Origin of the sequence: Streptomyces manipurensis, assembly GCF_049570255.1 — a bacterium.
Taxonomy (GTDB): Bacteria; Actinomycetota; Actinomycetes; order Streptomycetales; family Streptomycetaceae; genus Streptomyces; species Streptomyces manipurensis.
In genome coordinates, this window is record NZ_CP186950.1 from 4751746 (window position 1) to 4778227 (window position 26482).

Annotated in this window: 26 protein-coding genes; 21 read left to right on the forward strand and 5 right to left on the reverse strand. The window is 71.1% G+C overall.

Annotation, left to right across the window (positions count from 1 at the left end; genetic code table 11):
• Positions 1–446 precede the first annotated feature (446 nt).
• The 15 genes from ACPU2J_RS22125 to ACPU2J_RS22195 all read left to right on the forward strand — a co-directional run bounded on the left by ACPU2J_RS22125 (position 447) and on the right by ACPU2J_RS22195 (position 17315).
• A complete protein-coding gene (locus tag ACPU2J_RS22125) occupies positions 447–2102 on the forward strand; it encodes a peptide ABC transporter substrate-binding protein (RefSeq protein ID WP_420079705.1) in 1656 nt (551 codons plus the stop codon).
• Positions 2103–2333: 231 nt separating this feature from the next.
• Positions 2334–3227: an ABC transporter permease gene (locus tag ACPU2J_RS22130; protein WP_385957139.1), complete on the forward strand. Its 894-nt coding sequence runs from the start codon at positions 2334–2336 to the stop codon at positions 3225–3227.
• A 23-nt stretch (positions 3228–3250) separates the two neighbouring features.
• Positions 3251–4174 (forward strand): ABC transporter permease, encoded by a 924-nt coding sequence (locus tag ACPU2J_RS22135; RefSeq protein WP_365069754.1) that lies wholly within the window; start codon positions 3251–3253, stop codon positions 4172–4174.
• 117 nt (positions 4175–4291) lie between these two features.
• On the forward strand, positions 4292–5275 hold the full coding sequence (locus ACPU2J_RS22140) for an ABC transporter ATP-binding protein (protein WP_423834995.1): 984 nt from the start codon (positions 4292–4294) through the stop codon (positions 5273–5275).
• Positions 5268–6320: an ABC transporter ATP-binding protein gene (locus ACPU2J_RS22145; RefSeq protein ID WP_399310346.1), complete on the forward strand. Its 1053-nt coding sequence runs from the start codon at positions 5268–5270 to the stop codon at positions 6318–6320. The genes ACPU2J_RS22140 and ACPU2J_RS22145 overlap by 8 nt, the downstream gene beginning before the upstream one ends.
• A gap of 157 nt (positions 6321–6477) precedes the next feature.
• Positions 6478–7404 (forward strand): GNAT family N-acetyltransferase, encoded by a 927-nt coding sequence (locus ACPU2J_RS22150; protein WP_423833867.1) that lies wholly within the window; start codon positions 6478–6480, stop codon positions 7402–7404.
• A 107-nt stretch (positions 7405–7511) separates the two neighbouring features.
• Positions 7512–9137 carry a peptide ABC transporter substrate-binding protein gene (locus ACPU2J_RS22155; RefSeq protein WP_423833868.1) on the forward strand — a complete coding sequence of 542 codons (1626 nt, stop codon included), beginning with the start codon at positions 7512–7514 and terminating at the stop codon, positions 9135–9137.
• A 69-nt stretch (positions 9138–9206) separates the two neighbouring features.
• Positions 9207–10130: an ABC transporter permease gene (locus tag ACPU2J_RS22160; protein WP_361590443.1), complete on the forward strand. Its 924-nt coding sequence runs from the start codon at positions 9207–9209 to the stop codon at positions 10128–10130.
• A gap of 85 nt (positions 10131–10215) precedes the next feature.
• Positions 10216–11142, forward strand: coding sequence for an ABC transporter permease (locus ACPU2J_RS22165; protein ID WP_365488532.1), 927 nt, complete (start codon positions 10216–10218; stop codon positions 11140–11142).
• A 12-nt stretch (positions 11143–11154) separates the two neighbouring features.
• Positions 11155–12138: an ABC transporter ATP-binding protein gene (locus ACPU2J_RS22170; protein ID WP_361590437.1), complete on the forward strand. Its 984-nt coding sequence runs from the start codon at positions 11155–11157 to the stop codon at positions 12136–12138.
• Positions 12131–13183 carry an ABC transporter ATP-binding protein gene (locus ACPU2J_RS22175; RefSeq protein ID WP_361590434.1) on the forward strand — a complete coding sequence of 351 codons (1053 nt, stop codon included), beginning with the start codon at positions 12131–12133 and terminating at the stop codon, positions 13181–13183. Before ACPU2J_RS22170 ends, ACPU2J_RS22175 begins: the two co-directional genes overlap by 8 nt.
• Before the next feature lie 360 nt (positions 13184–13543).
• Entirely contained in the window at positions 13544–13738 is a 195-nt protein-coding gene (locus tag ACPU2J_RS22180) for a hypothetical protein (protein ID WP_030012369.1), read from the forward strand.
• A 94-nt stretch (positions 13739–13832) separates the two neighbouring features.
• Positions 13833–14729, forward strand: a complete 897-nt coding sequence (gene mshB, locus ACPU2J_RS22185) for an N-acetyl-1-D-myo-inositol-2-amino-2-deoxy-alpha-D-glucopyranoside deacetylase (protein WP_420079701.1) — start codon at positions 13833–13835, stop codon at positions 14727–14729.
• The gene (locus ACPU2J_RS22190) at positions 14726–15109 is read left to right on the forward strand and encodes a DUF6113 family protein (RefSeq protein WP_423833869.1); all 384 of its coding nucleotides are present in this window, start codon (positions 14726–14728) and stop codon (positions 15107–15109) included. The genes mshB and ACPU2J_RS22190 overlap by 4 nt, the downstream gene beginning before the upstream one ends.
• Before the next feature lie 205 nt (positions 15110–15314).
• A complete protein-coding gene (locus ACPU2J_RS22195) occupies positions 15315–17315 on the forward strand; it encodes a peptidoglycan binding domain-containing protein (protein WP_423833870.1) in 2001 nt (666 codons plus the stop codon).
• A gap of 89 nt (positions 17316–17404) precedes the next feature.
• Here the strand turns inward: ACPU2J_RS22195 and ACPU2J_RS22200 are convergent, their stop codons facing one another.
• Together ACPU2J_RS22200 and ACPU2J_RS22205 are read right to left on the reverse strand one after the other, a co-directional pair.
• Positions 17405–18199 carry a transglutaminase-like domain-containing protein gene (locus ACPU2J_RS22200; protein ID WP_365069741.1) on the reverse strand — a complete coding sequence of 265 codons (795 nt, stop codon included), beginning with the start codon at positions 18197–18199 and terminating at the stop codon, positions 17405–17407.
• Entirely contained in the window at positions 18196–19182 is a 987-nt protein-coding gene (locus ACPU2J_RS22205; RefSeq protein ID WP_423833871.1) for a GNAT family N-acetyltransferase, read from the reverse strand. Before ACPU2J_RS22205 ends, ACPU2J_RS22200 begins: the two co-directional genes overlap by 4 nt.
• Before the next feature lie 117 nt (positions 19183–19299).
• Between ACPU2J_RS22205 and fdxA the strand changes: the two genes are divergently transcribed.
• Both fdxA and dapC read left to right on the forward strand, forming a co-directional pair.
• Entirely contained in the window at positions 19300–19629 is a 330-nt protein-coding gene (fdxA, locus tag ACPU2J_RS22210; protein ID WP_030027294.1) for a ferredoxin, read from the forward strand.
• A 106-nt stretch (positions 19630–19735) separates the two neighbouring features.
• Positions 19736–20830, forward strand: coding sequence for a succinyldiaminopimelate transaminase (dapC, locus tag ACPU2J_RS22215; protein ID WP_361590418.1), 1095 nt, complete (start codon positions 19736–19738; stop codon positions 20828–20830).
• 84 nt (positions 20831–20914) lie between these two features.
• Here the strand turns inward: dapC and ACPU2J_RS22220 are convergent, their stop codons facing one another.
• Both ACPU2J_RS22220 and ACPU2J_RS22225 read right to left on the reverse strand, forming a co-directional pair.
• On the reverse strand, positions 20915–21304 hold the full coding sequence (locus ACPU2J_RS22220) for an ATP-binding protein (protein ID WP_361590416.1): 390 nt from the start codon (positions 21302–21304) through the stop codon (positions 20915–20917).
• A 257-nt stretch (positions 21305–21561) separates the two neighbouring features.
• Positions 21562–22548 (reverse strand): hypothetical protein, encoded by a 987-nt coding sequence (locus ACPU2J_RS22225; RefSeq protein ID WP_389069046.1) that lies wholly within the window; start codon positions 22546–22548, stop codon positions 21562–21564.
• Positions 22549–22635: 87 nt separating this feature from the next.
• Between ACPU2J_RS22225 and dapE the strand changes: the two genes are divergently transcribed.
• Together dapE and ACPU2J_RS22235 are read left to right on the forward strand one after the other, a co-directional pair.
• Positions 22636–23715 carry a succinyl-diaminopimelate desuccinylase gene (gene dapE / locus ACPU2J_RS22230; RefSeq protein WP_420079697.1) on the forward strand — a complete coding sequence of 360 codons (1080 nt, stop codon included), beginning with the start codon at positions 22636–22638 and terminating at the stop codon, positions 23713–23715.
• A 64-nt stretch (positions 23716–23779) separates the two neighbouring features.
• The gene (locus ACPU2J_RS22235; protein ID WP_361590410.1) at positions 23780–24547 is read left to right on the forward strand and encodes a TIGR00730 family Rossman fold protein; all 768 of its coding nucleotides are present in this window, start codon (positions 23780–23782) and stop codon (positions 24545–24547) included.
• 60 nt (positions 24548–24607) lie between these two features.
• On the opposite strand, the gene folP is transcribed toward ACPU2J_RS22235, so the two are convergent.
• Positions 24608–25468 (reverse strand): dihydropteroate synthase, encoded by an 861-nt coding sequence (gene folP / locus ACPU2J_RS22240; protein WP_423833872.1) that lies wholly within the window; start codon positions 25466–25468, stop codon positions 24608–24610.
• Positions 25469–25544: 76 nt separating this feature from the next.
• Between folP and ACPU2J_RS22245 the strand changes: the two genes are divergently transcribed.
• Both ACPU2J_RS22245 and ACPU2J_RS22250 read left to right on the forward strand, forming a co-directional pair.
• Positions 25545–25898, forward strand: coding sequence for a DivIVA domain-containing protein (locus tag ACPU2J_RS22245; RefSeq protein WP_365069736.1), 354 nt, complete (start codon positions 25545–25547; stop codon positions 25896–25898).
• Positions 25895–26473, forward strand: a complete 579-nt coding sequence (locus ACPU2J_RS22250; protein ID WP_423833873.1) for a DNA-3-methyladenine glycosylase I — start codon at positions 25895–25897, stop codon at positions 26471–26473. The genes ACPU2J_RS22245 and ACPU2J_RS22250 overlap by 4 nt, the downstream gene beginning before the upstream one ends.
• Positions 26474–26482 lie beyond the last annotated feature (9 nt).

Genomic DNA, 26482 nt, shown 5'->3' on the forward strand with positions numbered 1-26482 from the left:
GTTTGCCCGGGCATCGGCCGCGGTAGCCATAGTGGGCCGCAGGACCCGTGGGAACACAGCAGCCCCTTCCGTCATGGAGTCCGTGACGGGAGGGGCTGTTCGCTTCTGTCAAGCGGATTTTTGCGTTCAGGTGTCCGCATACCGACCGTGACACTCCGGAAGATGAGCTAACCGTCCGTTTCGCACGTGTCTGTCTCCTATCCCTTTGTCCGGATTTCGGGTTTCTGCCGCGGATCGATGTTGTGAAAACGAGACCACTTAAGTGTGGTTTACGGCCTGGCGGTACTTGAGGATGGCTCCATTGAGCTCGGGTCAATGGGTCACGCGATGTGGGGATCGCGCCGACTCACGAGCACACTATGGGCAGGAACTCACTCGCCGTCAGGGGTGTCGGCGAGGTTTTCGTGCCCCTCAAGTCGATCAGTGGACTCATGAGGAGGAAACCCATGCGCGGTGCCAAGAGCGCCAAGTGGGTCGTGGGCGCGGTTGTCGTCGCCCTGGCCGCGACCGCCTGTGGCGGCGGTAGCGGTGACAGCAAGGACAAGGGCAACGCTGCCGGCGGCGGCACGTTCCGCCTGGGCAGCACCGAGCCGGACACCATCGACCCGGGGCGTGCCCACGAGTCCACGGGCGTGCTGCTCGCCAACGCCCTGTTCACCGGCCTGTACGGCAACACGCCGGACGGCCTGGCCGAGCCGATGCTCGCCGAGTCGGCGACGTCCGACGAGGGTTGCACCTCCTGGACCTTCAAGATCAAGCCCGACACCAAGTTCTCCAACGGCGAGGTCGTCGACGCCGAGGCGTTCGCCCGTGGTTGGGCCCGTGCCGCGCACAAGGCGGCCGCGTCCGACGTCGCGTACCACTTCGCCGGCATCAAGGGCTACGCCGAGCTGCAGGACGGCTCCGCCAAGACCTTCTCCGGTGTCACCACCCCGGACCCGCACACCATCAAGGTGGACCTGTCCAAGGCGGACTGCGAGTTCGTCCTGAAGACGGCGCACAACGCCTACAGCCCGGTCCCGAAGGTCGCCAAGGTCGGCGAAGAGGACAAGGCGTTCGGCGAGGCCCCCATCGGTAACGGTCCGTTCAAGATGGACGGCGTCTGGGAGCACAACAAGGCGATCAACCTCGTCCGCAACGACGACTACTCGCTCGAGAAGGCGAAGCTGGACAAGGTCCAGGTCACCCTCCTCAACGACAAGACCGCGCAGCAGCTCGAGTACGACGGCTTCCAGGCCGGCACCTTCGACTACGCGCACATCCCGACGCCGATGCTGAAGACGGCCGAGGCGAAGTACAAGCCGCAGAACAAGTGGTTCGCCAAGGACACCAACGGCATGAACTTCGTTCTGCCGATCGGTGACAACGGTCCGACCAACAGCAAGGACGCCCGTCTGGCGATCTCCTACGCGATCGACCGTCAGGCCATCGCCAAGGGTGTCTTCCAGGGCTACCAGACCCCGTCGACGACCATCGTGCCGCCGGCGTTCCCGAAGGCGTACCAGAAGGACCTGTGCACCTCCTGCATCAAGCAGGACGTCGCCAAGGCCAAGGAGCACGCCGAGAAGGCGGGCCTGAAGCCGGGTACGGAGATCAAGTTCTCCTTCAACACCGGTGCGGGCCACGAAGAGTGGGTCCAGGCCATCGCCCGTCAGCTCGAGGACGTCCTCGGCCTGAAGGTCAAGCTGGACGGCAAGGACTTCCCGGGCATGCTCAAGGAGCAGCAGGGCTCCGGCGCCACCGGTGTCTACCGCTTCGCGTGGGGCGCGGACTACCCGACCCCGGAGAACTTCCTCTACCCGCTGCTGCACTCGACCTCGATGTCCAAGGACGCCGAGGGCAACGTGACCGGTGACAACCGTGCGCGTTACAACAACCCCGAGTTCGACAAGCTGATCGACACGGCCCGCGCCACCAAGGACGAGGCCGCGCGACTGGCGATGTACAAGCAGGCCGAGAAGATCGCCATGGACGACATGGCCCTCATCCCGACCTTCAACCGCTCCCAGTTCCGCCTGATGGCGACCGACAAGTTCAACGGTCTGGACGACATCAACTTCAACGAGGACCCGATCCTCGAGAAGATCTCGCTCAAGAAGTAATCGGTTCGGACGGTATATCCGTCAGGAGCGAACGTGCCGCGGCCCCCGGGTGACCGGTGGGCCGCGGCCCCGCTCGGCAGGCCGTTTTTACTTCGGCACCCCTCACATCCGCGGGCAATCCCCGCCGGCCGAGAGCCGGCCCCTTCGTCGGGCCGGAGGCCGCTGCTCCCAGAAGCGGCCAGGTAGAGAGGCACAAACATGGGAAGGTACGTCGCCCGTCGCCTCGGGCAGATGGTCATAGTCCTCATCGGCGCGACCATGGTTCTGTTCGCTTGTCTGTTCGTCCTCCCCGGTGACCCCGTGGGATCGATCGCAGGCAGCGACAAGGCTCGTGACCCCGCAGTGGTCGCGGAGCTCAAGGCGCGGTACGGGCTCGACAAGTCGCTGCCCGAGCAGTATGTGAACTACGTGTCGAAGGTCGCGACCGGAGACCTCGGCGAGGACTTCGTCCAGCGCCGCGAGGTGTCCGAGATCCTCGGCCCCAAGCTGGCGAACACCGCGAAGCTGGCCCTGCTGGCCATCGCTCTCGTGACGGTGTTCGGTATGGGCGTCGGCATCATCGCCGCCCTGTACAGATACAGCATCTTGGACATGGCCACGACATTCTTCACGACCATGATGGTCGGCTTCCCGACCTTCGTGATCGGCATGTTGCTCATGAAGTGGTTCGCGGTCGAACTCCAGTGGTTCCCGCAGCTCGGCGGAGACAAGCTCGAAGGCATGATCCTGCCCGCGGTCACCCTCGCCATCACCGACATCGCGTTCGTCGCCCGCCTCACCCGCGGCACGATGCTCGAGGTGCTGCGCGCGGACTACGTGAAGACCGCCGTGGCCAAGGGACTTCCGCGCCGTCGCGTGCTGTTCAAGCACGTGCTGCGCAACTCGTCCATCCCGGTCGTCACCTACCTGGGCATCTCGTTCGGCGCGCTTCTCGGTGGCGCGCTCATCACCGAGGCGATCTTCAACTGGGACGGTGTCGGTCTGGCACTGGTTCAGGCGATCCAGCAGCAGAACAACCCGATCGTGATCGGCGTGGTGACGTACAGCGTCGCCATCTTCGTCGTCCTCAGCCTCATCGTGGACCTGCTGTACGCGGCCCTCGACCCGCGTATCCGCCTCAGCTGACCGCCCCCAAGGAGGATTTCCTCATGTCTGAGCTCGTCAAGAGCCCGGCGATCGGGGACGAGAGCCCCGTGCCGGCCGCCCCGGCCGCCCCCGAAGCAACCCCCAAGCAGCTCACCCAGTGGGCCGAGATCCGCCACCGCTTCGTCCAGAACAAGCTGGCCGTCGTCGGTCTCGTGATCATCTCCCTGCTGTTCATCACCGCGATCTTCGGCAACATGTTCACGCCGTTCGACCCCGGTGCGCAGGACCTCGAGAACACCCTCGCGTCGCCCAACGGCACGCACTGGATGGGCACCGACGCCCTGGGCCGCGACATGTTCTCGCGCCTCATAGCCGGTACCCGCGTGGCCATGTTCGTCGGCCTCGCCTCGATCTTCTTCGCCGTGCTGATCGGTGTCGCCCTCGGCGCCATCGCCGGTTACTTCGCCGGCTTCGCCGACACCCTCGTCATGCGCATCGCGGACGTCTTCCTCGCGTTCCCGCTGATGATCGGTGCCGTCGTCATCATCCTGGTCACCGGCCGCGGCATCACCCCGGTGATCATCTCGCTCGCGGTGTTCTCGTGGGCGACCGTCTCCCGACTGCTGCGCAGCTCGATCCTGTCGGTGCGCGAGATGGACTACGTCCACGCGGCCAAGGCGCTCGGCGCCAGCGGCGGCCGGATCGTCCGCACGCACATCCTGCCCAACTCGCTGACCCCCGTCCTGGTCTACGCGACGTTCAACGTCGGCACCACGATCATCGGCGTCGCGGCCCTCTCCTTCCTCGGCGCCGGTGTCCCGGTCGACGTCCCGGAGTGGGGCAACATGCTGGCGGCCGGTCAGGCCTTCATCGGCGTCCACGACTACCTGTGGCTGTACCCCAGCCTCTTCGTCGTCGTCACCGTGCTCGGCTTCGCCTTCGTCGGCGACGGCCTGCGTGACGCGCTCGACCCGAAGCTGCGGTAGGGCCGCCCGATGCTCCGAGACAACATCAGCAAGCAGGACGAAGGTGGCGGCGTGACGACGTCGGAGATTCTCAGCGTTGCGGAGACGCGCGGCGGGTCCGCCGTGCCGCTGCTGGAGGTGGACAACCTCCAGGTCGAGTTCAAGACCCGTGACGGGGTCGCCAAGGCCGTCAACGGCGTGAGCTACAGCGTCAGCGCCGGCGAGACCCTCGCCGTGCTCGGCGAGTCCGGCTCCGGCAAGTCCGTCACCGCGCAGGCGATCATGGGCATCCTCGACAGCCCGCCCGGACGGGTCGCCGGCGGCGAGGTGCGCTTCCACGGCAAGGACATCCTCAAGATGTCCGACGAGGAGCGGCGCAAGCTCCGCGGCGACAAGATGGCGATGATCTTCCAGGACGCGCTGTCCTCGCTGAACCCGGTCTACTCGGTGGGCGACCAGCTCGGCGAGATGTTCCGGGTCCACCGCGGCATGTCCAAGAAGGACGCCAAGGCCAAGGCCATCGAGCTCATGGACCGCGTGAAGATCCCCGCCGCCAAGGCGCGCGTGGGGGACTACCCGCACCAGTTCTCCGGCGGTATGCGCCAGCGCATCATGATCGCCATGGCGCTGGCCCTGGAGCCGGACCTGATCATCGCCGACGAGCCCACCACGGCCCTCGACGTGACGGTCCAGGCCCAGGTCATGGACCTGCTCGCGGAGCTCCAGCGCGAGATGAACATGGGCCTGATCCTGATCACCCACGACCTCGGCGTCGTCGCCGACGTCGCGGACAAGATCGCGGTCATGTACGCGGGCCGGATCGTCGAGACCGCTCCGGTCCACGAGATCTACAAGCGCCCCTCGCACCCGTACACCCGGGGCCTGCTCGACTCGATCCCGCGCCTGGACCAGAAGGGCCAGGAGCTCTACGCGATCAAGGGCCTGCCGCCCAACCTGCTCCGCATCCCGACGGGCTGTGCCTTCAGCCCCCGGTGCCCCAAGGCGCAGGACATCTGCCGTACGGAGATCCCGGTCCTGCACCCGGTCACCGAGCTGGACGGCACCGAACTGCCCGGCCGCGGGAGCGCGTGCCACTTCTGGAAGGACCAGATCCATGGCTGAGCTCAGCAAGAACACCACCGAGCGCGAGCCGATCCTCCAGGTGCGCAACCTGGTCAAGCACTTTCCGCTGACCCAGGGCATCCTCTTCAAGAAGCAGGTCGGCGCGGTCAAGGCCGTCGACGGCGTGTCCTTCGACCTGTACCAGGGCGAGACCCTGGGCATCGTGGGCGAGTCCGGCTGTGGCAAGTCCACGGTCGCCAAGCTCCTGATGAACCTGGAGCGGGCCACCGCCGGTGAGGTCTTCTACAAGGGCCAGGACATCACCAAGCTGTCCGGGCGCGCGCTGAAGGCCGTCCGCCGCAACATCCAGATGGTGTTCCAGGACCCGTACACCTCGCTGAACCCGCGCATGACGGTCGGCGACATCATCGGGGAGACCTTCGAGATCCACCCCGAGGTGGCCCCGAAGGGCGACCGGCGCCGCAAGGTCCAGGAGCTCCTGGACGTCGTGGGTCTGAACCCGGAGTACATCAACCGCTACCCGCACCAGTTCTCCGGCGGTCAGCGCCAGCGCATCGGCATCGCCCGCGGCCTCGCGCTCAACCCGGAGATCATCATCTGCGACGAGCCGGTCTCCGCGCTCGACGTGTCGGTGCAGGCGCAGGTCATCAACCTGATGGAGAAGCTGCAGGACGAGTTCAACCTGTCCTACATCTTCATCGCGCACGACCTGTCGATCGTCCGGCACATCTCGGACCGCGTCGGCGTCATGTACCTCGGCAAGATGGCCGAGATCGGCACCGACGCGCAGATCTACGACCACCCGACGCACCCCTACACCCAGGCGCTGCTGTCGGCGGTCCCGGTCCCGGACCCCGAGGTCCGCGAGTCCCGCGAGCGCATCATCCTCACCGGTGACGTCCCGTCCCCGGCCAACCCGCCGTCGGGCTGCCGCTTCCGCACCCGCTGCTGGAAGGTCCAGGACAAGTGCTCCACCGAGGAGCCGCTGCTGGCGATCCCGGAGCGCTTCAAGGGGATCAACACCCCCGCGGCGCACGAGTCGGCGTGCCACTTCGCCGAGGAGAAGGCGATCCTGGCGGTCTGATCCGCGCCCGCTCCACGCACACGGCCGGTCCCCGGCGCCGCACGGCGCCGGGGACCGGCCGTTTCCGCGTCGCGGCGCCGGCGCCCCGCCGGGCGGGGTCGCCCCCGTCCCCGGAAACCGGTTGCGGCCCCGGGAGCGGGGACCGGAAGGTAGCGGGATGACCCTCACCGTACGGCCCGCCGGGCCCGGGGACGCGGCCGACGTCTGCGCCCTGCTCAACGCCGTCGACATGATCGAGATCGGCCGCCCGGACACCGACCTCGGCACCGTCGAGTCGGACCTGGGCGCCCCCGACATCGACCTCGCCACCGACTCCTGGCTCGCCTTCGAGGACGGCCGGCTCGTCGCGTACGCCCTCGTCTGGGCCGACTCCGGGCCGGGCCGCGTCGACGGGGACCACTACGTGCTCCCCGGCCACGACGAGGCCGCCACCCTGCTGCTGGAGCGGATGGAGACCCGGGCCCGGGAGATCACCGGAGGCAAGGGCACCCTCAAGCTGCAGCTCAACGTGGAACCCACCCTCGACCTGGCCCTCCTGGCCTGCCGCGGCTACCGCACCGTCCGCCGCTTCCAGGTCATGACCCGCACCCTGTCCGCGTCCGCCGACCGCCCGCCCGCCGCGCCGGCCGGACTGACCCTGCGCCACTGCGGCGACGACGAGGCCGACCGCCGCCGGGCCCACGCCCTGGTGGAGGAGACCTTCGCCGCGCACTTCGGCCATGTGTACCGCCCGTACGAGACCTGGCTGGACCACGTCGAGGGCCGCAGGCTCGACTGGTCCCTGGTGTGGATCGCGAGCCTCCCCGAGGAGGGCGACGTGGCCGTGCTGCTCACCCGCGACGACCGGACGAGCATGGCCTGGGTCAGCCACCTCGGCGTACGGGGGGACCTGCGCGGCCGGGGCATCGGCGGCTTCCTGCTGCGCCACGGCTTCGCCACCTACGCGGGCCGCGGCCGGGACACCCTCGGCCTGGGCGTGGACACCCTCAACGAGACCGGGGCGCTCGCCCTCTACGAGGCGCACGGCATGGTCCGTCACTACGGCGTCGACGCGTGGGAGCTGGCTTTGCACTCGCAGGAGTGACAGGGGCGTGACGCGCGGGTGCAATCGGTCCAACGAGGAGTGCGGGAACCCCCACGTGGGGTGACATTGGCCCCTAAGTGAATCTTGGGATCCATAGGAGGCACTCCATGCGCGGAGCCACCCACGCCAAGTGGGCCGCATGTGCGGTGGCCGTCGCCCTCGCGGCGACGGCCTGCGGCGGCGGGAGCGACAGCGGCGGCGGCGACGCGGGGATCGTGAGCTCGTCCTGGGGTGACCCGCAGAACCCGCTGGAGCCCGCGAACACCAACGAGGTGCAGGGCGGCAAGGTCCTCGACATGCTCTTCCGGGGCCTCAAGCGCTACGACCCCAAGACCGGCGAGGCGAAGAACATGCTCGCCGAGTCGATCCAGACCACCGACAGCCAGAACTTCACCGTCACCCTGAAGGACGGCTGGAAGTTCAGCAACGACGAGCCGGTCACCGCCCAGTCCTTCGTGGACGCCTGGAACTACGGCGCCGACGTGCGCAACAAGCAGAACAACTCGCCCTTCTTCTCCGACATCGTCGGCTACGACGACGTCCACCCGGCGTCCGGGGAACCCAAGGCGAAGACGATGTCCGGGCTGGTCGTCAAGGATCCCAAGACCTTCACCGTCGCCCTCAAGGACAAGTTCTCCACCTGGCCCGAGACCCTCGGCTACCAGGCCTTCTCCCCGCTGCCCCGGTCCTTCTTCACCGACCACGCCGGCTGGCTGGACAAGCCCGTCGGCAACGGCCCGTACCTGGTGGACTCCTACACCAAGGGCACCGGGATGAAGCTGCGCGCGTGGGACGCCTACCCGGGCACGGACAAGGCGCAGAACGGCGGCGTGGACCTGAAGGTCTACACCGACAACAACACCGCCTACACCGACCTGATCTCCGGCAACCTCGACCTCGTCGACGACGTCCCCGCGCAGCAGCTGAAGAACGTCAAGGACGACCTCGGCGACCGGTACATCAACCAGCCGGCCCTCATCATCCAGACCCTCACCTTCCCGCTGTACGACCCGCAGTGGAGCAAGCCCGGCATGGAGAAGGTCCGCCAGGGCATCTCCCGGGCCATCAACCGCGACGAGATCACCCAGCAGATCTTCCAGGAGACCCGGACCCCGGCGAAGGACTGGACCTCGCCCGCGCTCGGCGAGAAGGGCGGCTTCTCCTCGACGGCCTGCGGCGACGCCTGCGTCTACGACCCGGCCGAGGCCAAGAAGCTCATCCAGGAGGGCGGCGGCCTGCCCGGCGGCAAGGTCACGCTGACCTCCAACGTGGACACCGGATCGCACCGCGACTGGATGGACGCCGTCTGCAACAGCGTCAACAACGCGCTGGGCGAGGGACCGGTCTGCACCGTCAACCCGGTCGGGACCTTCGCCGACTTCCGCAACCAGCAGAGCAGCTACAAGCTGACCGGGCCCTTCCGCTCCGGCTGGCAGGCCGACTACCCGCTGATCCAGAACTTCCTCGAGCCGCTCTACTACACCGGCGCCTCCTCCAACTACGGCAAGTTCAGCAACAAGGAGTTCGACACCCTGGTCGACGAGGCGAACCGGGAGAGCGACGCGGCGAAGGCCACCGCCACCTTCCAGGAGTCGGAGAAGATCCTCGCCGAGCAGATGCCGGCCATCCCGCTCTGGTACCAGAACGGCAGCGCCGGCTACTCCGAGCGGCTCTCGGACGTGACCCTCAACCAGTTCAGCGTCCCCGTGTACGACCAGATCAAGGTCTCCTGACCCCTTCCGGATCCGGGCCCCCCGCCGTGCGGGGGGCCCGCCGCGCCCGCCAACAGCATGGAGCACTCCATGGGACGTTATGTGATCCGGCGGCTGCTCCAGATGATCCCGGTGTTCATCGGCAGCACGTTCCTGATCTTCTTCATGGTGTACGCGCTCGGTGACCCGGTCGCGGCCCTCTTCGGCGACAAGGCCCCCGATCCCGCCACCGCCGCCCGCATCCGCAAGGACCTCTACCTCGACCAGCCCCTGTGGAAGCAGTACCTCCACTACATGGGGCAGATCTTCCAGGGCGACTTCGGCACGGCCTTCAACGGACAGTCCGTCACCGAGCTGATGGCCAGCGCCTTCCCGGTCACCCTGCGGCTGACCCTGGTCGCGATCTTCTTCGAGGTGGTCATCGGCATCACCCTCGGCGTGCTCAGCGGCCTGCGCCGCGGCAAGACCGTCGACACCTCCGTGCTCGTGCTCACCCTGGTCGTCATCTCGGTGCCCACCTTCGTCACCGGCTACCTGCTGCAGTTCGTCTTCGGCGTCAAATGGGGCTGGGTACGGCCCACCGTCTCGCCGGACGCCCCCCTCAACGAGCTGATCCTGCCCGGCATCGTCCTCGCCCTGGTCTCCCTGGCGTACGTCACCCGCCTCTCGCGCACCTCCATCGCCGAGAACGTCAAGGCCGACTACGTCCGCACCGCCGTCGCCAAGGGCCTGCCCCGCCACCGGGTCGTCACCCGCCACCTGCTGCGCAACTCGCTGATCCCGGTGGTCACCTTCATCGGCACCGACATCGGCGCCCTGATGGGCGGCGCCATCGTCACCGAGCGGATCTTCAACATCCACGGCGTCGGCTACCAGCTCTACCAGGGCATCCTGCGCAACAACTCGCCCACGGTCGTCGGCTTCGTGACCATCCTCGTCATCGTCTTCCTGCTGGCGAACCTGCTCGTCGACCTGCTCTACGCGGTCCTGGACCCGAGGATCCGTTATGCCTGATCCCGAGCGCCCCGAGCCCGGAGGCTACGACCCCGTGGGACCCCGCCCGAAGGAAGCCGTGTCGCCCACCGGCCAAGGGGGGCCGATGGATCTCGCCCTGGACGAGGCCGAGAGCGTGGAAGGGATCGAGAAGACCACCGGACCCGTCGGGCCGGCCCCCGCCGAACGGGCCCGCTCCCTGTGGTCCGACGCCTGGCACCAGCTACGCCGCAACCCCGTCTTCGTCCTCTCCTCGCTGCTCATCCTCTTCCTCGTCGTCATCTCGATCTGGCCCCAGCTCATCGCCTCCGGCGACCCGCTCCAGTGCGACCTGTCCAAGTCCCAGGAGGGGGCGGAGCCGGGCCACCCCTTCGGCTTCGACCGGCAGGGCTGCGACGTCTACACCCGCACCGTCTACGGGGCCCGCGCCTCCATCACCGTCGGCGTCTGCGCCACCCTCGGCGCCGCCCTGCTCGGCTCCGCCCTCGGCGGGCTCGCCGGCTTCTTCGGCGGCTGGAGCGACTCGCTGCTCTCCCGCGTGGCCGACATCTTCTTCGGCATCCCGGTGGTCCTCGGCGGCCTGGTCTTCCTGTCCGTCGTCACCAGCACCACCGTCTGGCCGGTGGTCGGCTTCATCGTGCTCCTGGGCTGGCCGCAGATCGCCCGCATCGCCCGCGGTTCGGTGATCACCGCGAAACAGAACGACTACGTCCAGGCCGCCCGAGCCCTGGGCGCCGGCAACGGCAGGATGCTGCTGCGGCACGTGGCGCCCAACGCCGTCGCCCCGGTGATCGTCGTCGCCACCATCGCGCTCGGCACGTACATCGCCCTGGAGGCCACCCTGTCCTTCCTGGGCGTCGGCCTGCGCCCGCCCACCGTCTCCTGGGGCATCGACATCTCCAACGCGGCCCCGCAGATCCGCAACGCGCCGCACATGCTGCTGTGGCCGGCCGGAGCCCTGAGCCTGACCGTGCTCGCCTTCATCATGCTCGGCGACGCGGTGCGCGACGCCCTCGACCCCAAGCTGCGCTGAGGAGCCCCGTAGATGCTGCTCGAAGTCCGCGACCTGCACGTGGAATTCACGACGCGCGACGGCGTCGCGAAGGCGGTCAACGGGGTCGACTACTCGGTGGACGAGGGCCAGACACTCGCCGTGCTCGGCGAGTCCGGCTCCGGCAAGTCGGTGACGGCGCAGGCCGTGATGGGGATCCTGGACATGCCGCCGGGCCGGATCGCGGGCGGCGAGATCCTCTTCAAGGGCCGCGACCTGCTGAAGATGAAGGAGGAGGAGCGGCGCCGGATCCGCGGCGCCGAGATGGCGATGATCTTCCAGGACGCGCTGTCCTCCCTCAACCCCGTGCTCAGCGTGGGCAAGCAGCTCGGCGAGATGTACGAGGTCCACCGCGGGATGTCCCGCAAGGACTCCCGGGCCAAGGCCGTCGAGCTGATGGACCGGGTGAAGATCCCTGCGGCGAAGGCGCGGGTGGGGGACTACCCGCACCAGTTCTCCGGAGGCATGCGCCAGCGCATCATGATCGCCATGGCGCTGGCCCTGGAGCCCTCGCTGATCATCGCGGACGAGCCGACGACCGCCCTGGACGTCACCGTCCAGGCGCAGGTGATGGACCTGCTGGCCGAGCTCCGGCGGGAGCTCAACATGGGCCTCATCCTGATCACCCACGACCTCGGGGTGGTGGCCGACGTCGCCGACAAGATCGCGGTCATGTACGCCGGCCGGATCGTCGAGACGGCCCCCGTCCACGAGATCTACAAGGCCCCGGCCCACCCGTACACGCGCGGCTTGCTGGACTCCATCCCGCGCTTGGACCAGAAGGGCCAGGAGCTCTACGCGATCAAGGGCCTGCCGCCCAACCTGCTCCGCATCCCGCCCGGCTGCGCCTTCAACCCGCGCTGCCCGATGGCGCAGGAGGTCTGCCGCACCGACGTCCCGCCGCTGTACGAGGTGACGCAGTCGCCGGTGCCGCGGGCCAGCGCCTGCCACTTCTGGAAGGAGTGCCTCCGTGGCTGAGTCCCTTCTGGAGGTCAAGGACCTGGTCAAGCACTACCCGCTGACCCAGGGGGTGCTGTTCAGGAAGCAGGTCGGCGCGGTGAAGGCCGTCGACGGGGTCTCCTTCGGCCTGCGGGCGGGCGAGACCCTGGGCATCGTGGGCGAGTCCGGCTGCGGCAAGTCGACGGTCGCCAGGATGCTGGTCAACCTGGAGCGGCCGACGGCCGGCTCGATCCTCTACAAGGGCCAGGACATCAGCCGGCTGTCGGGGCGGGCGCTGAAGGCCGTGCGCCGCAACATCCAGATGGTGTTCCAGGACCCGTACACCTCCCTGAACCCGCGCATGACCGTCGGCGACATCATCGGCGAGCCGTACGAGATCCACCCGGAGGTGGCCCCGAAGGGCGACCGGCGGCGCAGGGTCCAGGAGCTGCTGGAGGTCGTCGGCCTCAATCCCGAGTACGTCAACCGCTACCCGCACCAGTTCTCCGGCGGCCAGCGCCAGCGCATCGGCATCGCCCGCGGCCTCGCCCTGCGCCCCGAGATCATCGTCGCCGACGAGCCCGTCTCCGCCCTGGACGTCTCCGTCCAGGCGCAGGTCGTCAACCTGCTGGAGAAACTCCAGAGCGAATTCGACCTGTCCTACGTCTTCATCGCCCACGACCTGTCGATCGTGCGGCACATCTCCGACCGCGTGGGCGTCATGTACCTCGGCCGGGTCGTCGAGATCGGCACCGACACCGAGATCTACGAGCACCCCACCCACCCGTACACCCAGGCACTGCTCTCGGCCGTCCCGGTCCCCGACCCGGAGGCGCGCGCCCACCGCGAACGGATCATCCTCTCCGGTGACGTCCCCTCCCCGGCGAACCCGCCGTCGGGGTGTCCCTTCCGCACCCGCTGCTGGAAGGCCGAGGACCGCTGTGCGGCGGAGGTCCCGCTGCTCGCGGTGCCGCAGGCCTTCGCCTCGGGGCCCGCGGCGCACCCGTCGGCGTGTCACTTCGCCGCCGAGAAACAGGTGGTTCCGCCCGCGCCGCCGCCGGAGCCGGGAGCGGCCCCCGCGTGAGGGAAGGGGTCCCGTGGACCGATGATTTCCGGCCACCCGCGGGGTCCCACATGGCGAGACGGTCGGGAGGGCCCAACTCGGTTTACCTGCGGGCAACTTGACCGTTTCTGCCCCGAGATCTGGGGCGTGCAGCCTGGACGCCGTGCGGCCGTGCGGGTGCCGACAGCCGGCCGGGGGGCGCAATCACCCCCCGGCCGGCCTCTGTGTGACCCCGGCCGTGCGCGCCATGCGCCCCTCGTGCTGCCGGATTTCGATCGATGCGCTGGCACGGATAGTTATGATCCGTAGCGCACGGTGGGTATGACTCTCGCCGAGCACGAATACGCGACCGATGTCCGCTCGACGTGGAGGTGAAACGCCGTGGCACTCTCGATCTCAGCCGTGGTGCTGCTGGCGATCATCGTTTTCCTGCTGGTCCGCAGGGCGGGCCTGAAGGCAGGGCACGCGGTGGTCTGTGTGCTGCTCGGCTTCTACCTGGCGAGTTCCACCATCGCCCCGACCCTCAGCCAGCTCACCTCGAACGTGGCGAGCATGATCAGCGGCCTGAAGTTCTAGCGGGGCCCCGCGGCCGCGGGGTGCGTTCCCGTCCGGCCCGCCGGGCCGGACGGGCGGGCCCGGCCTGCGGCGGAGCACCCCCTACGCTAGGCCCATGAACGGTCTTCCCGCCCGTCGTCTGCTCTTCGTGCACGCGCACCCGGACGACGAGTCGATCAACAACGGCGTCACCATGGCCAAGTACGCGGCCGAGGGCGCCCACGTCGCGCTGGTGACCTGCACCCTGGGCGAGGAGGGCGAGGTCATCCCGCCCGGGCTCGCCCATCTGGCGGCCGACCGCGAGGACACCCTCGGCGCGCACCGGATCGGCGAGCTCGCCGCCGCCATGGCCGAACTGGGCGTCCACGACCACCGGTTCCTCGGCGGCCCCGGCCGCTACCGGGACTCCGGCATGATGGGCGCCCCGCAGAACCGCCGCCCCGGGGCCTTCTGGGCCGCCGACGTCGACGAGGCCGCCGCCCACCTCGTCGCGGTGATCCGCGAGCTGCGCCCGCAGGTGCTCGTCACCTACGACCCGGACGGCGGGTACGGGCACCCCGACCACATCCAGGCCCACCGCGTGGCCATGCGCGCCGCCGAACTGGCCGCCGAGACCGCCTACCGGCGCGACCTCGGCGCGCCGCACACGGTCGGGAAGATCTACTGGAACCGGGTACCGCTCTCGGTGGTCGAGGAGGGCTTCGCCCGGCTGGCCGCCGCGGGCGACGCGGTCGCCTTCCCCGGCGTCGCCTCGCCCGGGGACGTGCCGGGCGTCGTCGACGACGCCCGGATCACCGCCGAGATCGACGCCGACGAGGCCCTCGTGGCGGCCAAGGCGGCCGCCATGCGGGCCCACGCCACCCAGATCGCCGTCGACGGGCCCTTCTTCGCGCTCTCCAACGACCTGGCGCAGCCGCTGTTCGCCCGCGAGTACTACGAGCTCGTCGCGGGTCGGCCGGGCGCCCCGGCGGGCCGGCGCGAGCACGACCTCTTCGCGGGGGTCGACGCATGACCACGAAGCCCACGGTGGCGCGGGTCGCGGGAGCCCTCGCGCTGCTCGTCCTCGGAGTGCTGACCGGCGCGGCCGGCTGGCTCGTGGTGGACCTGTGGTTCCCCGGCGGGCTGCTGCTCGCCCTCCTCGCCCTCTTCGGGCTGTTCCTCGGCGGCCGGATCTCCCTCGGGACCGGCTTCGGCGTCGGCGGCGCCGCGGCCGGCTGGTTCCTCTCCTACGTGCTGCTCGGCGCCCCGCGGCCGGAGGGGGACTTCATCCTCAGTTCGTCCGGAATCGGTATGTACGTCTACCTTTTGGGTGGAACCGTACTGGCTGTGATGTGTGCCACGATGCGCCTTCCGGCCGATCGGCCGGTTTCGGCCTCGGGGCCTGCCAAGTGACGTGATGTCGGACGCCGTAGGCGATCCGGCCGTCCGGTGCGCGGCACCGCCCGCGGGGCGGTTCAGGGGGGTTTGGCGGCAGGTCCGGGGAACCCCTGATTCCCGGCGGACAGTTGCCCGCGGGCGGCGGCCAGTATGGTGGACGGGCCGCCGAGCTGCCCGCGCACGGTATGACGGGCGGCGGAGCCAACCGGGAGAACCTGCCTTGAGTCGTGAAACCGACAGTTCGTCCTCCGGGCCCAAGGGGTCCGGAGGAGCCGCCTACCCCTCGGGTACCCCGCCGTACGGAACCGGCCAGTCCCCGTCCACGACTGTGCCACCCGGGCCTGGCGCGGCGACCGCCCCGGAGGAGAACCCTGTGACTTCCAAGCCGTCCACGCCCGAATCCGACGGGCCCAAGACCGAGACCACCCTGACGACCCGGATCCGGATCAACATCCCCGGTTCGCGGCCGATTCCGCCGGTGGTCGTGCGCAAGGCGATGGGCACCAACTCCGGCTCGTCCGACACCGGGGGACAGGAGCCGGCCCCGCAGCAGGACGCCGCGCCGGCCCGGGAGACCAGGCCGGCCCTCCCGCCGCGCCCGCAGCCGACCCGGATCCAGGCCGCGCCGGAACCGGAAGGGGCGCCCGGCGCCGAGGGCGAGCAGCCCGCCGCGAACAACTGGTTCGCCCCGCGCAAGCAGCCCGCCCCGACGCCGCCGCCGTCCGCGGCGCCCGCGCAGATGCCGGAGGCCGCCGCGGCCCCGCCGCCGCTCGCCCGGCGCGTGCCCGGCGTGACGCCGACCCCCGGACCCGCCCCGCAGGCCGGTCCCGCCGCGGGCTTCCCGCCGCCGGCCCGCCCGCAGGCGCAGGCACCCCAGCCCCAGGCGCAGGGTCCCGACGCCGCCTACGCGCCGCCGCGCACCCCGCCGCCGCCGGTCGCCGACTTCGGCGCGGGCTACGCCCAGCCGCCCGCCCCCGCCCCCGCTGTCGGCGGCCCGGGTGTCGGGTCGACCCAGGGCTTCCCGGCGTACGGCAACGACGGCACGGACACCGGACCCGTCACCGAGGCGTTCCCCGCCTTCGGCAGCCAGGACCCCGGCCCGGCCGGCCCGACGGGCGGCCCGGGCTTCGGCTCCGGCGCCGTCGGCGCGCCCGCCGCGCCCGACGCCTGGCCCGGCCCCGACCTGGACGGCCCGCTGGCGACGCCCGTACCGGCTCCCGCCCCCGCCGCCCCGCGTCCCGCGCCCGCGCAGCCGAAGGCCGATGCCAAGCCCGCCAAGAAGAAGGGCCGCTCCAAGCTGGTCCTCGTCGGCGGCGGCATCATCGCCCTGGTCGGTGTGGCCTACGGCGCCGGGCTGCTCCTGAACCACTCCGACGTCCCGAAGGGGACCACCGTCCTCGGCGTCGACATCGGCGGCAGCCGCGACGAGGCCGTCTCCAAGCTGCAGATCGCCTTCGGCACCCGGGCCGCCGCCCCGATCCAGGTCGGCGTCGGCGGCAAGCAGGTCGAGCTGAAGCCCGAGAAGGCCGGCCTGAGCCTGGACGGTCCGACCACGGTCCGCAACGCCGCCGGCAGCGACTACAACCCCGTCACCGTCATCGGCTCCCTCCTCGGCAACGAGCGGGTCGCCGACCCGGTCATGCCGGTCGACGAGGAGAAGCTGCGGGACGCGCTGGAGGAGCTCGCGGGCACCTCGGGCTCCGTCACCGAGGCGACGATCACCTTCGACACCGGCAAGGCCGTCGCCGTCCCCGGCAAGGCGGGCACCACCCTGGACGTGGACGCGTCCGTCGACCTGGTCACCAAGGCCTTCCGCGACCAGGTCGCCACCGGCAAGCCGGGCGTGGCCGAGCTGCCGACGGCGGCCAAGGAGCCGAGCGTCGGCCAGGCCGAACTGGACCGCGCCATGAAGGAGTTCGCCGAGCCCGCGATGTCCGCGAACGCCACCGTCAAGGCCGGCGGCAAGTCCATCGCCTTCGGCAAGCTGTCCCTGCCGAAGTTCCTCAGCATGCAGGCGGTCGACGGCCGGCTGACGGAGAAGTTCGACCTGGACGCCCTCAAGGCGGCCTACGGCAGCACCTTCGACGGCGTCCAGATCACCCGCGGCACCGGGGCGAAGACGGCGGTCACCCCGCAGGACGTCGCCGGCGCGCTCGGCAAGGCCCTGCGCGGCAAGACGGCCGCGGAGCGCACCGTGGTCATCGACACCGACCCCAGCTGACGCCCCGCCCGTCAGGACCGCACACCGCCGCCCGCCCCGCATCCGTACGGGGCGGGCGGCGGCGTGCGCGGATCCGGAGGGGGACGGTCTCAGTTCATCAGCGCGCGCGCCGCGGCCGCCTCGGCACGGACCCGGGCCGCGGCGTCCGCGTCCACCGCCGACACCACCACCGCGTACGCGTCGAGTTCCGCCGCACCCTCCCGGAAGGCCCCCCGCTCCACCAGCAGGCGGGCCCGCTCGTAGCGCAGGGACGCGGGGTGCGAGGGCAGCAGCAGGGACAGCTCCAGGGCCCACAGGGCCACCCCCGACTGCTCCGGACGGGTGGCCGCCCAGGCGCGGATGTTGGTCAGGATCCGCAGCACGATGTCCAGCGTCCGGGCCGGGGTGCGCGGTCCCGACGCCAGCTCGGCGGGGCCGGTGCCCAGCGAGGCCCCGCCCGCGAACGGGTCCACCACCAGGCCCTCCGCGGGGTCTCCGAAGCCGACCACGAAGTGCCCCGGCAGGCCCAGGCCGTACACCGGCGCCCCGGCCCGGCGGGCCACCTCCAGCCACACCACGGACAGCAGGATCGGCAGGCCGCGCCGCCGCCGGAGCACCTCGTGCAGCAGCGAGGACGACAGCTTGTCGTAGTCGGCCGGAGTGCCGTGGAAGCCCAGGCGCCCGCCGAGGAGTTCCGTGACCGCGGAGGCCCAGGCCGCTCCGCCGCGCAGCCCGTAGGGCAGCATCCCGGCGATCCGGTCCAGCTCGATCTGCGCCCAGTCCAGGGCCCGTTCGTCGAGCTCCGGATCGGCCTCGGCGGCCAGCAGCAGGCACAGCAGCACCAGGTCGGGCCGTTCCGACCGGGCCTCCGCCGCGAAGCGCTCGCGGCGCTCCTGCGGGTTCACCGGGGCGCCCGGTAGTGGTGGTAGGCGTGGTGCGCGGCGAAGCCCAGGCGGTCGTACAGCGCGAGGGCGTCCGCGTTGTCCGTCTCGACCTGCAGCCAGGCGGCCGAGGCACCCTCCTCCAGCGCCCGCCGCGCCAGCGCCGCCATCACCGCCGTCGCCAGGCCCTGCCGCCGGTGCGCGGGATCGACGGCGACCGCGGCGAACCCGGCCCACCGGCCGTCCACCACGCACCGTCCCACGGCGCGGCCGCCCTCCAGCGAGGCGAACCACACCGACGGCCCCTCCACGAGGACCCGTCGCGCCACCTCCGGGTCGTCCACCCGCCCGTAGCGGCCGAGCCACTCCTCGTCCGGGACGCGGGTCAGACGTACGGACCCGCTCGCGGGCGCGTCCACGTCGCCCACCGGGGCCAGCGCCCCGATCCGTACCTCGGCCGACGCCTCGGACACCCAGCCGCGCCGCTCCAGCTCGGCGCAGAGCAGCTCCTGCGTACCGGCGGCCCCCGTGGCGGCCTGCACGTACGCCGGGAGGTCCCGGCGGGCGTACCAGGAGGTCACCCGCGCGAGTGCGTCGTCCAGGGGTATCCCGGGCTCGCCCTCCGGCAGCACCGAATTGGCCCGCCGGGTGAATCCGGCGGCCGAGCGCAGCGTCCACCCGCCGAGCCGCTCGCTCTCCAGCGGCTGCCAGGACCGCGCCGCTACCCGCGAGAGCTCCTCGAAGGAGGCCGCCGGGCCCCGTCTGCGGGCCGGCGCCGCGGGCACGACCTTGCCCGCGACCAGCGAGGACTGCGCGATCCGGACGGACCGGCCGTCCTTCTTTGTGATCAGCAGCACACCCTGGTCCCAGGATGTGAGAACGCCGATCGTGTCCGTGAACTCGGGTGATCCGCTCAGTCCGGCCTCCACCCGTCGTACAGAGACACGTTTACCCACGTCAGCCGGGGTGATTCGGACCTCCAGCAGCCCTCCGGCAGTGATTTCCACAGCTCTGTCCGCCCCTCCTGTTCGGATCGTGCCCGGGAACGGAGATACTAGGTGCGGGCATCGACGACGCCGCGCTCCCGCGCGATATGGAAAGCCCTACCGAGGAGGAACGAGAGCGTGACCTACGTCATCGCGGAGCCTTGTGTCGACGTCAAGGACAAGGCATGCATCGAAGAGTGCCCCGTCGACTGCATCTACGAGGGCCAGCGGTCCTTGTACATCCACCCGGACGAGTGCGTCGACTGCGGCGCGTGTGAGCCGGTCTGCCCGGTCGAGGCCATCTTCTACGAGGACGACACCCCGGAGGAGTGGAAGGACTACTACAAGGCGAACGTCGAGTTCTTCGACGAGCTCGGTTCGCCCGGTGGTGCCTCCAAGCTGGGCCTGATCGAGCGCGACCACCCCTTCGTCGCCGGGCTGCCCGCCGGCATCAACGGCGAGCACTGACCCTTCCCGGCAGCAGCGCCCCTCGGTCCCGTACGGCCTTCCCGCCGCACGGGACCGAAGTGTTTTCCGACCCGCACCCCAGCCCGCAGAGAGAGCAGAGACCACCGTGGCCGCAGTATCCGACCGTCTTCCCGCCTTCCCCTGGGACAAGCTGGAGCCGTACAAGAAGACGGCCGCGGCGCACGCCGACGGCATCGTCGACCTGTCGGTCGGCACGCCCGTGGACCCGGTCCCGCAGCTGATCCGGCAGGCCCTGATCGACGCGGCGGACTCCCCGGGCTACCCGACGGTGTGGGGGACGCCCGCCCTGCGCGACGCGATCACCGGCTGGGTGCGCGGCCGCCTGGGCGCGAGCGCCGCGGAGCACCGCAACGTCCTGCCCGTCGTCGGCTCCAAGGAGCTGGTCGCCTGGCTGCCGACCCAGCTGGGCCTCGGTGCCGGCGACAAGGTCGCCTACCCCCGCCTCGCCTACCCGACGTACGAGGTGGGCGCCCGGCTGTGCGGCGCGCAGGCCGTGGTCTACGACGACCCGACCGCGCTCGATCCGGCCGGCGTGAAGCTGCTGTGGCTCAACTCCCCGTCCAACCCCACCGGGCAGGTCCTCCCCAAGGAGGAGCTGATCCGGATCGTGGCCTGGGCGCGTGAGCACGGGATCCTGGTCTTCAGCGACGAGTGCTACCTGGAGCTGGGCTGGGAGGCGGAGCCCGTCTCGGTCCTGCACGACGAGGTGTGCGGAGGCTCGTACGAGGGGATCGTCGCGGTCCACTCCCTCTCCAAGCGCTCCAATCTGGCGGGCTACCGCGCCGCGTTCGTCGCGGGCGACGCGGCCGTCCTCGGGGAGCTGCTGGAGATCCGCAAGCACGGCGGCATGATGACCCCCGCCCCGGTGCAGGCGGCCACGGTGGCGGCGCTCGGCGACGACCTGCACGTCGAGGAGCAGCGCCGGCGCTACGCGGCGCGCCGTGCGGCGCTGCGCACGGCCCTGGAGGCGCACGGCTTCCGGGTCGAGCACAGCGAGGCCAGCCTCTACCTGTGGGTGACCCGGGACGAGCCCTGCTGGGACACCGTCGCCCACCTCGCGGAGCGGGGCATCCTGGTCGCGCCGGGCGACTTCTACGGGGAGGCGGGCGCGCGGCACGTGCGCGTCGCCTTCACCGCCACCGACGAGCGCGTGGAGGCGGCGGTCAAGCGCCTCGGCTGAGCGGCTACGGCCGTGGCCGCGGCCGGAACGGCCCGAGGGGGCCGGGAGTTCGCACTCCCGGCCCCCTCGGCGTACGCGCGGTGATCAGCCGCCGAGCGGCAGGCCCCCGGGCAGCCCGCCCGGCAGGCCGCCGGGCAGACCCGCCGGCAGGACGCCCTCGGAGGGCAGCGAGGAGACGGGCAGCTGCTGGGTCGTCGGCAGCCCGCCCAGCAGACCGCCGGCGGCGCCGGCCACGTCGGAGGCGGGCGCGGGCAGGGTCTTGGCGGCCTCGCCCGCGGTGTTCACGACGTCCGTGGCCGAGCCCGTCGCGTCCGAGGCGGCGGCGGGGGCGTCGGTGGCGGTGAGTGCGCCCAGCTGCGGCACGGACTCCAGACCGGCGGCGTTGGCAGCGCCGGCGGCACCGACCACGGGCGCTGCCCCGGCTGCGACGAGCAGCGCGGCACGGGCGATCCGACGGGTCAGGGGGAGGGACATGATGCTCCTAAGCGGTAGCGGCTGAGTACGGCCTGACTAACCGCTCGCGGGGCGGGAGGAGTTGCGGCGCCGCCGGGTAAAGGATCGGTAACGCATCGTTTAATCGGTCCGGGCGGTGAGGGCGTGGAAGCTGCGCCGACCAGGGCTTCGACCCGTTTCCCGGGCCGGGCCCCGCGGAGGTGATCACCCCCGCAGGGGTGATCGTTCGTACGCGCTGCCGGGCCCTCCGCGGCGCCCGCGGACCGCCGCGGACGGCGTCAGCGGGTGCCGCGCGACAGGAAGATGCGGACCTCGCCCGGCCCGGCTCCGCGCGGGTCGTCCGCGCCGTTCTTCGCGTCCGCGCCGTCCCGGTCCTGCCAGCGGCCGCGGTCCTGGCCCGCGACCCATTCGCGCTGCCCGTAGGAGACCCTGGAGATCCCGAGCTCGCGCGAGTTGGCCACCGCCCAGTGGGCCATCGCCCGGCTGTGCCGCGCGGCGCTCTCGCCGCCGTCCCGCTTCTCCACCAGGGTGACCTCGGGCTCCGCGCCGCCCCCGCCCGTGCTCCGGCCGGCCTGCCCGGCCTGCTCACCCTGCGGGCGGACGGTGTGCAGGGCGTCCTTGCCGAAGATCCGGTCCAGGCCGTCCCGCACCCGCTGCGGATCGCCGGGTTCGGTGGGCGCCGGCCCGCCGCAGTCCACCGAGCCTGCCCCGCCGAACGCGGCCGTCAGCACGGTCGCGTCCGGCTCGTGCTTGGCATACGCCTGCGGGTAGCCGCTGCGCTGGACCTTCTGCGCCGCCACGGTCAGCGGCAGCCGGGAGTAGCCCGGCACGTCGACCAGGTGGTCGTAGAAGATCGCGGCCGAGTAGACCGGGTCCGTGATCTGCTCCGGGGTGCCCCAGCCCATCGACGGGCGCTGCTGGAACAGGCCCAGCGAGTCGCGGTCGCCGTGGTCGAGGTTGCGCAGCGCGGACTCCTGCATGGCCGTCGCCAGCGCGATGGTCACCGCCCGGTCGGGCAGCCCCTTGGCGATGCCGACGGCGGCTATGGTCGCCGCGTTCGCCGCCTGCTCCGGGGACATCTCGTACGTTTCGGCGGAACCGCCCGGAGCGGACGCCTGCGCACTGGCCACGCAGTACGGTGCACCGCCGCCGTTGGAGGCGCGCTGCACGGCGAAGTACCCGATCACCGCGAGGAGAACGAGCAGACCGACGACCGTACGCAGCGGCCTGCGGCGGCGAGGACGGGGAACACGGATCTCGGACACGCGGCCCACCGTACTTGAGGCATATGACGCGTCCGGCGGCCGGACGCGGGACGCTTCGCCACACCCTGGGGCGTTAGGGTCAGTTCCATGTCCGAATCCGAGCTGGACCTCACCCTGGACGCCGCCGAGCTGACCGCCCGGCTCGTCGACATCCCCTCCGTGAGCGGCGACGAGAAGGTCCTCGCCGACCTCGTGGAAGAGGCGCTGCGCCGCCTGCCCCACCTCGCCGTGGAACGTTTCGGCAACAACGTCGTCGCACGCACCCGCCTCGGCCGCGCCGAGCGCGTCGTCCTCGCCGGCCATCTCGACACGGTGCCGATCGCCGACAACGTGCCGTCCCGCCTCGACGAGAACGACGTCCTGTGGGGCTGCGGCACCACCGACATGAAGTCCGGCGTCGCCGTGCAGCTGCGCATCGCCGCGACCGTGCCCGAGCCCAACCGCGACCTCACCTTCGTCTTCTACGACCAGGAGGAGGTCGCCGCCGACCTCAACGGCCTCGGCAAGGTCGCCGAGGCCCACCCCGACTGGCTCGCGGGCGACTTCGCCGTCCTGCTGGAACCCTCGAACGCCGAGGTCGAGGGAGGCTGCCAGGGCACCCTGCGGGTCCTGCTGCGCACCCGCGGCGAGCGCGCCCACTCCGCCCGCAGCTGGATGGGCTCCAACGCCATCCACACGGCGGGCCCGATCCTCGCGAAGCTCGCGTCCTACGAGCCCCGCAAGCCGGTCATCGACGGCCTGGAGTACCACGAGGGACTCAACGCGGTCCGCGTCGAGGGGGGCGTCGCCAACAACGTCATCCCCGACGCCTGCACCGTGACGGTCAACTTCCGCTACGCGCCGGACCGCACCGAGGCCGACGCGCTCGCGCACGTGCGCGAGGTCTTCGCGGACTGCGACATCGCCGAGTTCGTGGTCGACGACTCCTCCCCGGGCGCCCTGCCCGGTCTGTCGCACCCGGCGGCCGCGGCCTTCATGGAGGCGGTCGGCGGGCACGCCATGCCCAAGTTCGGCTGGACGGACGTCTCGCGCTTCAGCGCGCTCGGCGTGCCGGCGGTCAACTACGGCCCGGGTGACGCCCTGCTGGCCCACAAGGTCGACGAGCGCGTCGAGACGAAGGCGATCCTGCACTGCGAGGAACGACTCCGTGCCTGGCTGACCTCCTGAATTCCGCTTGCCGTCACCTTCGTGCGCCTACTCTGATCCAACGATCAGCAGGAGGGAGCACAACATGGGCAACCCCAGCAACTCCGACGGGACTGCTCGCCGCCGGCCCGAGGAGCAGCAGCTCGGGCCCGTGCTGAGGAGGCGCGGCCAGGTGCAGGCGGGAAGCACGACGGACCAGCGGCTGCTGGACTCGGCCGGTCCCACCGAGTGGGTGCACACCGATCCCTGGCGGGTCCTGCGCATCCAGTCGGAGTTCATCGAGGGCTTCGGCACGCTCGCCGAGCTGCCGCCGGCGATCAGCGTCTTCGGATCGGCCCGCACACCCGCGGGCTCCGCGGAGTACGAGGCCGGCGTGCGGATCGGCGGCGCGCTGGTGGACGCCGGATTCGCGGTGATCACCGGCGGCGGTCCGGGCGCTATGGAGGCGGCCAACAAGGGCGCGCGCGAGGCGAACGGCATCTCGGTCGGCCTCGGCATCGAGCTCCCCTTCGAGCAGGGGCTGAACCAGCACGTCGACCTCGGGCTGAACTTCCGCTACTTCTTCGTCCGCAAGACGATGTTCGTGAAGTACAGCCAGGGGTTCGTCGTGCTGCCGGGCGGCCTCGGCACGCTCGACGAGCTCTTCGAGGCGCTCACCCTGGTCCAGACCCAGAAGATCACCCGCTTCCCGATCGTGCTGTTCGGCACGGAGTACTGGAGCGGGCTGGTCGACTGGCTGCGCGGCACGGTGATCGCCCAGGGCAAGGCCTCGGAGAAGGACCTCTACCTGTTCCACGTCACCGACGACGTGGACGAGGCGATCGCGCTGGTGACGAAGGAAGTCGGGAAGTAGCAGCCGGCCGTCCGTACGCGGGCGGTCCCGGCGGGACCGCCCGCCGCACGCGGCCCCGGTTCAGGCCAGGCCGCGGCGGGCGACCGCCGGGGGCCGGTGGCCCTGGATGGAGCGGACCATCTCCAGCACCTGACGGGTCTCGGCGACCTCGTGGACGCGGTAGACCTGGGCCCCCAGCCAGGCCGACACGGCCGTGGTGGCCAGGGTGCCCAGGAGACGCTCCTTGACCGGCTTGTCGAGCGTCTCGCCGACGAAGTCCTTGTTCGACAGGGAGACCAGCACCGGCCAGCCCGTCGCCGTCATCTCCTCCAGCCGGCGCGTGGCCTCCAGGGAGTGGCGGGTGTTCTTCCCGAAGTCGTGGCCCGGGTCGATCATGATGGCGTCCCGGCGGACCCCGAGGGCCGCGGCCCGTTCGGCCAGGCCGACCGTGACCCGCAGGATGTCCTCCATGACGTCCTCGTAGGCCGTGCGGTGCGGACGGGTGCGCGGCTCGACCCCGCCCGCGTGGGTGCAGACCAGACCCGCGCCGTGGCGCGCGGCGACCTCGGCCAGCTTCGGGTCCACCCCGCCCCACGCGTCGTTGAGCAGGTCCGCCCCCGCCTCGCACACGGCCTCGCCGACCTCGTGCCGCCAGGTGTCCACGCTGATCACCACGTCCGGGTGACGGCGCCGGACCTCGGCGACGAAGCCGACCGTGCGCCGCGCCTCCTCGGCCGCGTCCACGTGCTCGCCCGGGCCCGCCTTCACCCCGCCGATGTCGATGATCGCCGCGCCCTCGGCGACCGCCTGCTCCACCCGGTCCAGCGCCGGCTCGTCACGGAACGTCGCGCCCTGGTCGTAGAAGGAGTCCGGCGTCCGGTTCACGATGGCCATGATCACCGGCTTGTGGGTGTCGAACTCGCGCCTGCCCAGTCGCAGCATCCTGCTCTTTCCTCCTTCGGCGGCCCTTGCGCCTCGCCTGCGACCTTAACCTGGTGGCCGGAGTCTCTCAGGGGAGTTGATCGTGTTCTTCTTCTTGATGATCGCGCTGGTCGTGGTCGTGGCAGCGGTCACCCTCGCGGTGATCGGCGGCGGCTCGGAGGCCGTCCTGCCGGAAGCGGAGCCGGACCGGGTGGCCGACGGACTGCCGGAGTCCCGGCCCGTGGTGCGCGCGGACATCGACGCGCTGCGCCTGCCCGTCGCCCCGCGCGGCTACCGGATGGCCGAGGTGGACGACGTACTGGAGCGGCTCGCGGCCGAGCTGGCCGAGCGGGACGCCCGCATCGCGCAGCTGACCGGCGGCGCGGCCGCGCCCGCGGCCCCGCAGGACGCGGCCGCCCGGGTGGACCTGACCAAGGGCGGTGAACGGTGAGCGGCCCCCTGGCCGGCCCGGACGGGCGGCTGCGCTGCCCCTGGGCCCTGTCCACGGAGGACTACGTCGCCTACCACGACACGGAGTGGGGCCGCCCGGTCCGCGGCGACGACGCCCTGTACGAACGGCTGTGCCTGGAGGCGTTCCAGTCCGGCCTGTCCTGGCTGACGATCCTGCGCAGGCGCGAGGGCTTCCGCAAGGCCTTCTCGGACTTCTCCATCGAGGCCGTCGCCCGGTTCGACGCCGCCGACGCCGAGCGGCTGCTCGCCGACGAGGGGATCATCCGCAACCGGGCCAAGGTCGAGGCGACCCTCGCCAACGCCCGGGTGCTGGCCGGCTGGGAGAAGGGCGAGCTGGAGACCCTCATCTGGTCCCACGCCCCGGAGGAGCCCGGACCCGCGCCGCTCACGACCGCCGACGTCCCGGCCGTCACCACCGAGTCCACCGACCTCGCCAAGGCGCTGAAGAAGGCCGGCCTCCGCTTCGTCGGCCCCACCACGGCCTACGCCCTCATGCAGGCCTGCGGGCTGGTCAACGACCACCTGGCCGACTGCGCCCTGCGCGACCCGGCCTGAGCCGGGCCG

What these genes read in the sequence shown, in the direction of transcription:
- ACPU2J_RS22150 (WP_423833867.1), top strand. Translation starts at nt 6,478, where the DNA reads ATGACCCTCACCGTACGGCCCGCCGGGCCCGGGGACGCGGCCGACGTC.
- ACPU2J_RS22165 (WP_365488532.1), top strand. Translation starts at nt 10,216, where the DNA reads ATGGATCTCGCCCTGGACGAGGCCGAGAGCGTGGAAGGGATCGAGAAG.
- ACPU2J_RS22190 (WP_423833869.1), top strand. Translation starts at nt 14,726, where the DNA reads ATGACCACGAAGCCCACGGTGGCGCGGGTCGCGGGAGCCCTCGCGCTG.
- dapE (WP_420079697.1), top strand. Translation starts at nt 22,636, where the DNA reads ATGTCCGAATCCGAGCTGGACCTCACCCTGGACGCCGCCGAGCTGACC.
- ACPU2J_RS22145 (WP_399310346.1), top strand. Translation starts at nt 5,268, where the DNA reads ATGGCTGAGCTCAGCAAGAACACCACCGAGCGCGAGCCGATCCTCCAG.
- ACPU2J_RS22130 (WP_385957139.1), top strand. Translation starts at nt 2,334, where the DNA reads ATGGTCATAGTCCTCATCGGCGCGACCATGGTTCTGTTCGCTTGTCTG.
- ACPU2J_RS22155 (WP_423833868.1), top strand. Translation starts at nt 7,512, where the DNA reads ATGCGCGGAGCCACCCACGCCAAGTGGGCCGCATGTGCGGTGGCCGTC.
- folP (WP_423833872.1), bottom strand. Translation starts at nt 25,468, where the DNA reads ATGCTGCGACTGGGCAGGCGCGAGTTCGACACCCACAAGCCGGTGATC.
- ACPU2J_RS22125 (WP_420079705.1), top strand. Translation starts at nt 447, where the DNA reads ATGCGCGGTGCCAAGAGCGCCAAGTGGGTCGTGGGCGCGGTTGTCGTC.
- ACPU2J_RS22220 (WP_361590416.1), bottom strand. Translation starts at nt 21,304, where the DNA reads ATGTCCCTCCCCCTGACCCGTCGGATCGCCCGTGCCGCGCTGCTCGTC.
- ACPU2J_RS22160 (WP_361590443.1), top strand. Translation starts at nt 9,207, where the DNA reads ATGGGACGTTATGTGATCCGGCGGCTGCTCCAGATGATCCCGGTGTTC.
- mshB (WP_420079701.1), top strand. Translation starts at nt 13,833, where the DNA reads ATGAACGGTCTTCCCGCCCGTCGTCTGCTCTTCGTGCACGCGCACCCG.
- ACPU2J_RS22135 (WP_365069754.1), top strand. Translation starts at nt 3,251, where the DNA reads ATGTCTGAGCTCGTCAAGAGCCCGGCGATCGGGGACGAGAGCCCCGTG.
- ACPU2J_RS22170 (WP_361590437.1), top strand. Translation starts at nt 11,155, where the DNA reads ATGCTGCTCGAAGTCCGCGACCTGCACGTGGAATTCACGACGCGCGAC.
- ACPU2J_RS22235 (WP_361590410.1), top strand. Translation starts at nt 23,780, where the DNA reads ATGGGCAACCCCAGCAACTCCGACGGGACTGCTCGCCGCCGGCCCGAG.